The 12170-nt window shown below is 42.0% G+C and carries 11 protein-coding genes; 2 read left to right on the top strand and 9 right to left on the bottom strand.

Annotated elements, in window-relative coordinates; genetic code table 11:
* Positions 1-26: 26 nt before the first annotated feature.
* The 7 genes from RH061_RS10970 to RH061_RS10940 form a co-directional block, all read right to left on the bottom strand.
* Positions 27-383 (bottom strand): hypothetical protein, encoded by a 357-nt coding sequence (locus tag RH061_RS10970; protein WP_311076046.1) that lies wholly within the window; start codon positions 381-383, stop codon positions 27-29.
* A gap of 85 nt (positions 384-468) precedes the next feature.
* Positions 469-912, bottom strand: a complete 444-nt coding sequence (locus RH061_RS10965; protein WP_311076045.1) for a hypothetical protein — start codon at positions 910-912, stop codon at positions 469-471.
* Positions 909-1364, bottom strand: a complete 456-nt coding sequence (locus tag RH061_RS10960; RefSeq protein WP_311076044.1) for a hypothetical protein — start codon at positions 1362-1364, stop codon at positions 909-911. The genes RH061_RS10965 and RH061_RS10960 overlap by 4 nt, the downstream gene beginning before the upstream one ends.
* Before the next feature lie 399 nt (positions 1365-1763).
* Positions 1764-2423 carry a hypothetical protein gene (locus RH061_RS10955; RefSeq protein ID WP_311076042.1) on the bottom strand — a complete coding sequence of 220 codons (660 nt, stop codon included), beginning with the start codon at positions 2421-2423 and terminating at the stop codon, positions 1764-1766.
* A gap of 38 nt (positions 2424-2461) precedes the next feature.
* A complete protein-coding gene (locus RH061_RS10950) occupies positions 2462-2878 on the bottom strand; it encodes a DUF4181 domain-containing protein (RefSeq protein WP_311076040.1) in 417 nt (138 codons plus the stop codon).
* A 175-nt stretch (positions 2879-3053) separates the two neighbouring features.
* Positions 3054-7331 carry a S8 family serine peptidase gene (locus tag RH061_RS10945; protein WP_311076038.1) on the bottom strand — a complete coding sequence of 1426 codons (4278 nt, stop codon included), beginning with the start codon at positions 7329-7331 and terminating at the stop codon, positions 3054-3056.
* Between the two features lie 475 nt (positions 7332-7806).
* Positions 7807-8277 (bottom strand): BsuPI-related putative proteinase inhibitor, encoded by a 471-nt coding sequence (locus tag RH061_RS10940; RefSeq protein ID WP_311076036.1) that lies wholly within the window; start codon positions 8275-8277, stop codon positions 7807-7809.
* A 144-nt stretch (positions 8278-8421) separates the two neighbouring features.
* Here RH061_RS10940 and RH061_RS10935 point away from each other — a divergent pair, with 144 nt between their 5' ends.
* Both RH061_RS10935 and RH061_RS10930 read left to right on the top strand, forming a co-directional pair.
* A complete protein-coding gene (locus tag RH061_RS10935; RefSeq protein WP_311076033.1) occupies positions 8422-9357 on the top strand; it encodes a DMT family transporter in 936 nt (311 codons plus the stop codon).
* Between the two features lie 12 nt (positions 9358-9369).
* A complete protein-coding gene (locus tag RH061_RS10930) occupies positions 9370-10305 on the top strand; it encodes an acetamidase/formamidase family protein (protein ID WP_311076031.1) in 936 nt (311 codons plus the stop codon).
* A gap of 54 nt (positions 10306-10359) precedes the next feature.
* Here RH061_RS10930 and RH061_RS10925 read toward each other — a convergent pair whose 3' ends face one another.
* Both RH061_RS10925 and RH061_RS10920 read right to left on the bottom strand, forming a co-directional pair.
* On the bottom strand, positions 10360-11235 hold the full coding sequence (locus tag RH061_RS10925) for a GNAT family N-acetyltransferase (protein ID WP_311076028.1): 876 nt from the start codon (positions 11233-11235) through the stop codon (positions 10360-10362).
* A gap of 280 nt (positions 11236-11515) precedes the next feature.
* Positions 11516-12043, bottom strand: a complete 528-nt coding sequence (locus tag RH061_RS10920; RefSeq protein ID WP_311076026.1) for a DinB family protein — start codon at positions 12041-12043, stop codon at positions 11516-11518.
* Positions 12044-12170: the final 127 nt, after the last annotated feature.

Genomic DNA, 12170 nt, shown 5'->3' with positions numbered 1-12170 from the left:
CTGGCATTGCGTTTGGTCAGACTATATTATTTTGTGGCTATTCTTGATTTCAAGAATCCTACCATTTCATCATAATCAAAGGTTTTAAGGGCAATTCCATCATGATCGAGTACTACATATGCCGGTGATTTCTCAATTTCAGCACTCGAGAACGAATCTTGAGCTGCTTCCAAGGATTTTGGATGATAGATCACATGAATTTTTGATTCATCAATGCCTTCACTAGCTAGCTTTGATCCATCAACTTTTTCATCGCCTACAACGTATAATCCATAAATACCTTCTTTATCCGAAACCAATCCTTTTAACTGCTGCTCTTCCTCACTGCAGCCAGTTAAAAAAGCAATCAAGATCATTGTGAGTACAATTAGCATCTTTTTCATGAGGTACCTCCGTTAAATAAGGCTTTAAAAGAAATAAGTTTAAGCAGTGGTAAAAGTTTCAAATAAATGGGTATTCAACCATTTCTTATGCTTCTTCTCCCACTTCCTTTAAAAATCCCCTCAGCCATTCATGATCCACAGGTCCGTTGGTGATTTCATACTGAGACATTTCGTGTAAAAGAATATTTCTTTCAATCAAGGAAGGCATTGTGACGCTATTATCTTGATACTCCAATTGAAACTGAAATTGTTCATCGGGATATTCGGAAACAAAATCGCGATCGCCGACTTTTTGCACTTTATATTGACTTAAGAAGTTCATTAGCTCCTGAAGTGTAGCATCATCTGTTATTTGACGATTATAATTTCCCATATCATCCTTAAGTGGAAGATGCTTAAAACTAACTTTCTCGATGTGGGCTGAATCTAGCACATCAGTCAAATTCTTTTCACGATAATCGCTCCATTTGGAAACTCCATAAATAAAGAAAATTAAGATTGCGACTGATAAAATAATTTTCTTTTTCAAACCCTCGCTCCTTCCTTATATGATAAAATTTTCCCTAAAATGATACCATAAATCCAATGCCCAGCCATCCACACTAAAAAGGCATATGCATCGGTGATTGATGGTGTCCGTTCCGAAAGAAGGGTCGTTGGATATAGCAGCAAACCAACGATTAAACTCACTCTCAATACAAGTCGATGAATGACTTCTTTCTTAAGGCTCCGCCTGTTTATATACACATTAAAAATCAGGGCAAGCATGATTGAAATGACCAAATGCAAACCGAATTCAATGATTTCCGGTAATGGTATATTTTTAAGGATTGGCACGTAATCCACATTCAGCAATAAGGTATATACCTTGAGATTCGTATGGAATTGAATCCACTTCAGAAATAGTCCGAGGGCTATACCTGAAACCAACCCGCCGACTAATGATTTTACTATTGCTTTGATATGCTTTCCTCCTTGCAAATGCGTTTTTTCTGTTTTTAAAATTCATTTCTCTCCTTAAACTATTCGGGGGAAATAGCAGAGATTCCTTTGTACGATTTTTTAAGAAAGGCCCAATGATACCAAAAAATAAACGGACAAATTCCATTAAAATTGAAAACGACCCTTATTTCATTAAAAATAAGAATCGTTTTTCCGCTTATTCAATTTAAATCGTTGAAATTCGGCTTATTATTTGCAGTTAACCGGAATTTCTCCACCAAATTCAGCTCCAAAAGCGACCTCTATAGAGAATAGACGGAAATTCTCAGCTCATATGTACTTTGGTTATAAAGGTAAGATGGAAAGACTTTAACATAGAAGGTGATCAACTAAAAAAAGAAAGAAACATATGGAACGCTTCTTTACCTTCTTATATCATCATAACTTCCTAACTTTCTCCCCATCGACGATCATCAAATTGATTCCCCAACCTTGCCCGCTTAATCCGCCTCTTTCTAATTTGGTTAAATCGATTTCAGTCTCGATTGTGATTACTTTGCTCTCTTTTCCATGGAGGGTTATCTTGAATGGGGCTCCTTCATTTAAAAGAGATAGCATCGGATAGTCATCTTCAAACAAATACTTTTCATAAAATTCGATGTTGAATTGGACTGTTTCATTGCTGTGATTTTCAAATGGGAGATGGCAGATAGCGTATAATGTTGTTTCGTCTTTCATCTCGAATGTGTAATTGCTCTCTCCTCTTTCGTACTCGATAGCGTAGATACCTGTTGCGAACGTTTTTTGATAGGCATTTACCAATTCTAGCGGCAGGAGGCCCACTAATACTATTGCAATTAAAACCATACGCTTATGGTATATCTCGAGCGATTTCACAAGAAAAAACAGACTGATGATAAACAATACGAGGCCAGCGATGCCAATATAACTGAGTCCATCCATGGTCGTGATTGGAAACCCTAAAGCTACTGACATTTCCTGGCCAGCCGGATATTCATGAGGGAACGGAAAGTTCAATGCCATCGAAATAAAGAAAAAGGTGATGGCCAGAATTAAATATTTTTTATTCTTAATCATTTCAGTTCATTCCTTTTCCACGCAAGAATTAAATGGCCTTATGAGCGATAAATTATTGGGGGAAGCTTATATAGTACATCAAACTGGATCAGCAGAAGCACAATTCCAATCAACATAACTCCTTCTGCAATGGAGAGGATGGATTCCTTAGGCTGTTCAGAGGCTTTCCATTCAAAATAAGCCCTCAGGAAATTTTGTGCAGTGAACAGGAATGTCATAATTAGCAGAAAAAGGTTTGCCGAAAAATCTTCATACATTAATAGGAAAAATAAATATACATAAGCGATCATCGTCGCAATACGGAGGACCCACTCTAGGTTTCTATGTGTTTTATTTATATGATTATAGGAAAATGCTTTCCTTTTAACTCTTGGAATATGAAGTACTTTTCTTAAAAAGAATTTCATCAGCCAGATGATTGCAACGATGGAACCCATTAGGATTAAAAATTCCATGAACTCCCTCCTTATCTATCATGTTACCATATTTTACCAATGAATAAAATAGCGGTGGTATATTTTATGTAAAGTTGTTACAGGCGGTAGTATAAGTCCATATCAAGGCGTCCTCTTTTTTAAGTGATGCATACATCAAAAGACCTTCCCATAAAAAGCGGAAGGTCCTTTGGTTTTATTTTTTACCCTTTTTCTTTTTAACATTGATATTCAGCTTGCCATCTGCTGTTTTCCTTGTTTCGTTTCCATAGGAGTCAGCAGCCTTAACCTCAATGATGGCCCCGTCTGCTACAACATCCTTAGTGGCAGTATAGTATCCCACATAGTAACCTGGTGAGACCTCACGCATTGGCAGCTCTGTTGCATTCGTAACCTGTGCGTTGCTTGTTAATGGCATGTGAATCACGAATGTTGCATCCAGATCCTCTTCACTTGTGAATTCGATTTTCATACTTTCCCCACTCTTTAATGTTTGATCCTGGTCAGGTTTCAAGTCTGTAATCACTGGGGCAGTGTATTTCACATCAACATTAACCGATTCTTCTGTTACATTTCCAGCTTTGTCTTTTGCAATGACCTTGATTTCGTTCATGCCTTCATCCAGCATGACCCTGGATGAATAGGATCCGTTTTCTACCTTCGCTGCTGAACCGTTAACCGTGACACCTTCAAGGTTTGCATCAGCAATTGCTCCGGTAACGGTTACCGTTTCTTTATTAATCTTGCTGCCGTCAGCAGGTGAGGTAATTGACAATTCAGGTGCATTCGGATCAAATACCACTGATACAGGTTCTGAAGCATCAGTAATTCCCTGCTCTGTCGATGCCTTGGCTGTCAGTACATTAGTACCTTCGTTAAGAGTGACTTCCACTGTATAAGCACCTTGATCGTTCGCAGAAGTGGTGGCAATCTCTTCCCCGTCATTGTAAATATGAACAGTCGTTGTTGGTGCAGCCGCGCCTTCTACTGTGACAGTACCTTCATTTGTAAAAGAACCATCTACAGGTGAAGAGATGCTTGGCGCGGTCACCTCATAATCGACCACAGCACGAATCATGTAGTTTCCTTCATCCTCTGGAGATAGTGACCAGCTGCCACCCACCAGCTGCCAGCTTCTTAATGCATTCTCTCCGTTTTCATCTGTTGCCAGGCCTGGTGAAGCGGTGTTGATGCCTGCCTGGATATAAACCAGATAGAAATCTCCCTCAACCACTATGCCGTGGCTGCTTAAATCAATATGTGTCCACTCACCATTTCTTAATGCGGTGGCGTCGATTGGGCCCGCCAGCTTCTTGCCTGGTGCACCGTCAGTACCAGTTGCATCATAAACTTCCACTTTGAAATCCGTACCGCCCGGAACCGGCCATTCTGTATCCCAGAAACGGAACAGTCCGCCAGTAACCAACGCTTTGTCATTGCCTTCTGCCAATGACATCTTCACTGCCCAGCCATTGCCAGCGTCATAAAATGCACGTGCATTTTCAGCGCTGCCATCATCATATCCGATTTCACCTGGATAACCGATGAACGGCTTGATCTCAAAGTTTTGCTCAACATCGCCATCAAGCGTCACGGACACCTCTTGACTGTAGAAATGCGGAGCAATCACTTTTAAAGTGTATTCTCCTTCATATGCAGTCAGCGAGTAATGTCCGTTTTCATCTGTTGCCACAGGAGCAATGTTCGCATCCTCCAACAAATAAACCGTCGCACCCTCTACAGGCTCACCAGTTGCTTTGTTCGTGATGGAGCCATTTATTGTTCCCTTTGGCAGTTCCTCGAGATTGAAGTTAGCCGTTGTCTCTCCATCCTGTTCAATTTCTACTGTTTGAGTCTGTGGACGGAAACCATAGGCTTCTGCTACAACCGTAAAGCTTCCAGCAGCATGTGTCAGTTCAAAGCTGCCATTTGCAGGGTTCGTTTTTACGGAACGTCCTGATTCAACAACTGTCACAACAGCCTGCATAGGCAATGCCATCGGAGTTGCTGAACTTTCAGCCTTATGCTGCTTAGGCAGTGACATTTCGATTTTATTAGGATCAACCTTTTCTTTCAGGCTAGCCTTCGTATCGTCTTTGGTTATTGTAGTGTCTGCCTTAGCTGGCGCGGCAAGCGGAGTATCAGTTAAAGTTACTTCATCCAGATACCATCCATCCCTGACCACGCTGCCATCAGTGGTTACGTTAAAGGCGACATAAATCCTTTGTCCGGCATATTCACTTAGATCCACTTCTCCATCAATCCAGCCATTAGAAAGATTGTTCACGCGCAGTTTTTGCACCCAGTTAACAGCATCGGTGGAGACAAATACATGGCCGTAGTCATAATTTCTCTCAAGGTTATACCATTGCTTGAACTGCAGGTAACTGCTGCCTTCCGGCAAATCGATCGGCGGCATTTGCAAGGACATGTTTGCGCGGCTTTGATACGTTCCAGCAAGAGCAGTACCATAGACCTTCTCTCCTGAAAAAGCAGAGCCAGGACCACTTGTCGGCGTGCCCCACTCCCAGCTGTTTGCATCTCCATATGAGGTCCAGCCAGAAGCATCATTTTCAAAATTCTGTTCATAGCCCACAGTGATTCCTGGTAAAATGGTCACAGTAAATTCACTTACTGTTTCATTTCCTCCAAAATCCACTGCTTTCCATTTGTATGCAAATTCGTTTCCAGAGATTGCTTCACCTGGGATATTGGCCTGATACGTCCCATTTTTATAGTCACCGCCAGTACGCACGGCGGAAACAGATGACCAGGATCCATCTTCCAATTGATATTCAACTTCTACATTTGTTACACTGATGTTGTCGGCAGCTGAAGCCTCTAAAGTCAGTGGCATTCCTGCAAAAACCGTGGCAGGTTGGGAATGCTCCAACACCGGTGCTTCACTGTCGTCTCCATCCTTTGTTACCTGTCCTTTTAATTTCCCTAAACCAGAAACAACCGAAGAAACAGCGTCAAAAACATTCAACAATCCAGATCCGTACCCATTATTCGGTGATTCAGGATATGCATTGTCCGTTAATGGCATTGCCGTCGTTAATAAAATCTCTTCCAGATCATCAACTGTCAAACTGGAATTTGCCTGCAGCAATAACGCGATTGCTGCCGAGACATGAGGACCGGCCATCGATGTCCCGTTCCAGCCGCCTTCATATCCGCTTCCTGGAACAGATGAGCGGATATTCACTCCCGGTGCAGTCAATTCTGGCTTAATTTCGCCATACGGTGACGGCCCTAAGAGTGAGAAAGTTCCCAGGTTATTATTGATATCCGTCGCGCCTGTTGCGACTGATTCTGGATAATTGGCTGGGTTCGCAACAGAACCTGGACCTCCAGGATTGCTGAAGGTAGTATTACCGGCAGAGAACTCTGGGAAGATCTCAGCAGCTCTCCATGCTTGAACCATTGGGCGATACCATTCATCCAATCCAGGTCCACCGCCCCATGAGTTGTTTACAACATCAGGTGCTAATTCCGGGTTTCCATTTGGAGCAAGTATCCACTCACCAGCTTCAAGCAAATCAGCATCTGTGCCGCCAGAGGCCGTGAATGCTTTAACAGCAATCCATTTTGCTCCGGGAGCAACCCCGATGACATTACCACCATCAGGCTCGGACCCTACCATCGTGCCGGTAACATGCGTCCCATGTCCATGGTCATCATACGGTGCAGATTGGCCGGCAACAGCATCAAACCAGTTACCTTCATGCGACACTTCTCCGGTGGCTAAGTCATAACCCCGGTATTTCTCCTGTAATGCAGGGTGATTCCATTGAACACCTGTGTCAATCGAAGCTACAGTAATCCCGCTGCCATCAATCCCCATATCCCATACGGCAGGAGCTCCAACACGATCTATATTCCATTCAATCGAATTGGTTTTAGCAGCAGGGTCCTGAACTGCGACAGCTGATTTTTCAGGGACGAAAAGCTGCCGTGTTTCATTAGGAAGGATTTTATCAACTTCAGCAAAACCGGCAAGCTCATTCATGACCTCTTCTGTAGCTGTTACGGCAATTGCATTCACTACATGGTAAGAATGAACACCCTTAGCCGCGCCTTTCTTTTCCTGTTTCTTCAGGTATTCCAGAACATCGAATTGCGTTTCCTGAGCCTTTGCTTTCAGCTCTGAAACAATCGTTGAACGCTTCATCAATTTTGCTTTTGCAGGCGTGGCTTTTGCCAGGCCGGCCTTTTTCTCTGCCTCTTTTGCGACAGCGTTAGTGTCAACCTGCTCTTTCATTTTTACCAGGAAGGTTACTTTATCCTCTTTTTCAAATTGAGTATAAAGCTTCTTGCTCACTTTTTGCTTGGCATTTTGGACTGCCTCCTTTGCGGAAACACTGACTCCCTTTGTAGCCGCATTTGTCTGGAACTGTGGTTGAAGCAGCAATGGCACGACCAATGCAGTTGATAGAAGTACGGATAATAATCGACGTTTTTTACGTTTCATCCATCTACCTCCTAAGTATTTTCCTTTGGATACTTTCCTGCTCTCCTTTCGTCGCACACTCTATGTGAAATAGGTGCTAAATAAACCATAGCCTTTTGGGAATTGGAGTTTTGTCGAAAAATAGGACAATGAAACTGAATATTCGGAAAATGATTAATTAGTTGGTATTGGGAAATTTGTAAAATAAGCCCTATTTAGTGTAATCCAAATTAGTTACGGTCATAGACTATAACTTTCTAATTATTTCCATATTTTCACCATCCTTATAGAGGTGGTACAAGGAGAAAAAAGGTTAATTATACCTAAAGGTAATAGCTTTTCATAGGTAAATTGTTTAATAAATACGTCCTAGATCTGATTTATGATACGAAAGAACTGCATAAAAAACTCCAGAATGAATTTGAAAATGACTTTTAGTTGCTCAATTATTTAAATGAAAAAACAGAGGCTTAATGCCTCTGCTAAATTAAAGTATTTATTCGATAATGAAAAGAATTGTTTGATTAAAGGAGTTTTCAAGACCAGACTCCATCCAAACTTCCAGTTCATAGGTTCCCTTTTCATAACCGCCTAAACCGATTTTTATTGTAATGGCTTCGCCAGGACTGACCACCTGATTGCTTTGGATTGTTCCATATCCATCCTGCCTGGTCAGCTCCTTGCCGGATTCATCCCTGACAACATAGCCATGTCCTCCGTTTTGATTAAACGGGATTTCAATATCCTTATCTGTATTGTTCTTGACTTCGTAAATAAAATCTTTCCCTTCAGTCTCTGATTCTTCTTCAACGAGGCTTGCTGACAGATCTTCCTGAACCACGCCGGTATCAGATTTCTCCTCTGCTTTCTTTTCGTCTTGCTTTTGGCTGCTTGTTTCTATTTCCGTTTCCGCGGTACATGCCGTCATTGTGATCAATAAAAAGAGAATGGCAAAAACTTTTCTCAATTTAGCACCTCATATTATTTATTTTTTTCCACTACATTTGACTCTTCACCTGAAAAAAAGTTTCATAACTTGCTAATTTTTTATTTCGCTTTTCGAAAAAGATGCTACAATACTATTTAAAACATTCGTAAAGAAGGGACAACAATGAACAAAAAATTATGGCTTACATATGGCATGTTAACCTTTGCCACATCAACATGGGGCAGTGCATTCATTGCCGGAAAATACGCGGTCCAAAGCTTCGAACCGGCTACTGTCGCTTTTTTTAGGTTTTTCGGGGCGGCGATCCTCCTGTTTCCTCTCATGTTCATCATGGAGAAAAATCGGCAGAAACCGAATTTAAAGGATTACAGCTTATTTGCCGTTTTGGGATTAACGGGAATCGCCTTGTACAATATCTTCTTTTTCCTGGCCAGCAAACATGCACCAGTTATCAAAAGCTCATTGTTCATCGCCTCGAATCCGGTGCTGATCGTGCTTTTGTCAGCAATATTTTTAAAAGAAACCATCACCCGCAACAATGTGATTGGATTGGCCATCGCGCTTTCAGGTGCCTTTTTCATCATTACCGATGGACACCTGACGAACTTAATTCAACTGGGATTCGAGCCAATTGACTTCGTTTTAATGGGAGCTGTTGTCAGCTGGGCGCTTTATAGTGTAGTGGGTAAAATCGTGCTGAAGAAATTCAGTTCTGTCGAGTCCACAACCTATGCAGTAGCGTTCGGCACAATGTTCTTACTGCCTTTCGCCCTGGCAGAAACATCATGGCAGGATGTGCAGCAGGCATCTGGTACTACCTGGATTGCCATTATACATATGAGCGTTTTGGTTACCGTCGTGTCATTCGTCATGTACTACAATGGTATCAAGGAAGTTGGCGCAGCAAAGGCATCGATTTTTATCAACGTAATGCCAGTATCTGCGGTCATAATGGCTACTTTGTTTTTAGGTGAAAAATTCACTGCAGCCCATGCAATCGGAGCTGCTCTCGTATTGTCTGGCGTGTATATCGGAACGAATCCGAAGCTTTTTAAAAGAAAGCCTAAAGCTGAAATAGTTAAAAATGAAATCGCATAAGGAGTGATAAACATGATTCACAAAATTGAATTGAAATCCGAAAACCTGCATGGTTCTTTTAGCAATGAATATAAGCCAATTCTCACAGTTCATTCCGGAGACTCGGTCCGAATGCAAACTCCGGACATTGAATGGGGATATTCTGCTTCAAAAGGAATCGAGAGAGAGTTTTTCAAGTCTGCAGTGAATGAAGAAACTCCATTACATCCGATGGTGGGCCCTATTGAAGTGAAGGGAGCAACACCAGGGATGGTGCTTGAGGTGAAAGTGAATGATGTTGTCCCTGGCTGGTATGGGACGAACTGGGCCGGCGGTAAAAAAAGCTGGCAAAATGACGCAGTCGGATTGACGGGATCTGAGAGAATTCGTCTTGACTGGGAATTGAACCGTGATAGTATGACTGCGAGAGTAGAAATGGGTTCGCGTCCTGTGAATGTAGCGCTTAACCCTTTCATCGGATTGATGGGAGTAGCACCAGCAGAACCCGGCGTGCACATCACCTCTCCTCCCCGCTATTGCGGCGGCAACATCGACTGCAAGGAATTAAAAAGAGGCAGTACCCTGTACCTGCCGATTTCAGTTGATGGAGCCTTATTCTCCATCGGGGACGGCCATGCCGCACAGGGAGACGGCGAAGTTTCCGGCACTGCAATTGAGTGTCCGATGGATCTAGTCGACATCACCTTGACACTGAGGGATGATCTTTCCTTGAAGATGCCGCGTGCCAACACCCCGGAAGGATGGCTGACATTCGGCTTCAATGAGGACCTCAATCTTGCAGGAGGACAGGCATTGGATGAAATGGTTGATTTATTAAGGGAGCTGCATGGTGTTGAGCGTACAGAAGCACTGGCAATCGCTAGCGTGACCGTCGATTTACGCGTCACCCAGGTCGTGAACGGTGTCAAAGGGGTTCACGCCGTTTTGCCTCACGGCGCGGTTAGGTAATTTGCATGAGAAAAGCTTGGAGTATGTGGTTGGAATGGACTGCTCCAAGCTTTTTTATATTTTCTTTGTAAAATAGCATAGTTCATGAATCTGCTCAAAGCCGACTTTTTTGTACAGCCCTATGGCATCCCGGTTGCCCGAACTGACGGATAGAGTAATAGATTGTATGCTCTCAAATGTAAAAAACCAATTTAGTGCGGCCGAGAGCAATTTTTCTCCGATTCCTTTTCCCCGCTCACTTGCTGGTACGGCAAAAAACTCAATGCTTCCTTCCCCAAACTCTGGTTGAGCTTCCACATAAATATATCCGCTGAAGCGACCTTCAGTTTTAACGATAAAAACCTTTCTTTCCTCGTTGAGCCTGTCAATGATTTGTTCCCCACTATAATAAGTTTCAGGAAAAGATTGATCATGAAGCTGGATTATATCAGGAAAATACTCTTCCTCTAATTCGTGGAGCTGTTCCACCTCCAACTCTTGTAATCTGCTTCGGTGAAAACTCAAAATCGTTTGGTCACTATGCCTGTTAAAAGAGAGGTTCTCAGCAAGTTCTAACACTCTATGATTTTCCTTGTTCGGAAACATGCCGAGGGAGATGATTTCTTCCGGTAGTAATTCAAGCATGCTGGTCCACAGGCAGCTCGCATTATCCCACTTACCATCCTTAACAAATGGTCCCCAAATTTCAGCCCTTTGATTCTCAAGGTCCGCATCGAACCCTAAAACACCTATTAAACCCTCATCATCATAAGCAATTAAAAAACTATTTTCATATGTAATATCCGTTAAATCTTCCTTTAAGGAATATGCTATTTCCAAAGGGTCGACTCCACAATACCCGATATGCGATTCTTCCACTCTGTTCAGCTCTGATATGAAATTGGCAACTACTTCAATCTCATCATTTTTCATTAATCTTGTATTTATCATTCTATAACTCCTTGTTGTTAACGGTATTTTATTGTTCAGACAAAGTTAAGGCTGGAGACCTGCCTTTTGAACGAAGTCAGGCTAGGTTTGGACAAATTAACAGCTCCAGCTCAGGATTTTGTCTAAAGTCGACCTGGGTTTAGACAAAATTACGGTTACTACTCTCGATTTTGTCCGAAGTTGACCTGGGTTCGGACAACATTACAGCTATTGCCAAGGATTTTGTCCGAAGTCTAACTAGGTCTAGTGAAAGTGAAGCGGAACAGGTCAAGAATTCATCCTAACTCTTGTTTAATATCCCCAAATAACTCTTCCAAGGACCTACTGCCACATCAAATCTTTTTGCCATCACTCTGGTGATCTGGGAAATATGGGTCAAGTCATGGACGGCCCATGTTGAAATCAATTCGCGGACTTTCACTTCTCCATACTCTGGATGGATCCCTGTCATCTCAAACTGGTTTTGATCTTTGATCATTTCTTTCAGTTTAGCCACATTTTCCGCCCTTACCGAACTGAATTTCGTTATCTTTTCTTCGATTGTCCAGTCATGGTATTGTTGCAAATGTGAAAACCGGTCAAATGGAGGGAATTTTTTATCGCTTGTTTCGCTTAATATTAATTCCAATCTGGGGATCCAATTATATTTCTCGGCATCGATTAAATGGCCAATGACTTGTGAAGGATTCCAGGTTCCTTCTCCTTCATTAGATTCTAGCCAGCCATCTGATAAACCTACTAAATATTGTTCTAATATCTTAGGAGTTCGTTCCAATACTTCTATTACTTCCGACAATTGAAATGTCATTAGCTCTCCAGCTCCTTTATTTTTAAACAATAGATTATGTAACACAATGTCATACTTCTGTTCTTTTTCTGAAAAATATCAATGGTATGATAGATTTGTCTGATTATTTTTGAGATAAGAGAGTGAA

The sequence above is a fragment of the Mesobacillus jeotgali genome, assembly GCF_031759225.1.
GTDB classification, from domain to species: domain Bacteria; phylum Bacillota; class Bacilli; order Bacillales; family Cytobacillaceae; genus Mesobacillus; species Mesobacillus jeotgali_B.
The sequence above is the reverse complement of the archived record's forward strand: the minus strand, read 5'-3'. Positions and strand labels throughout refer to the sequence as shown.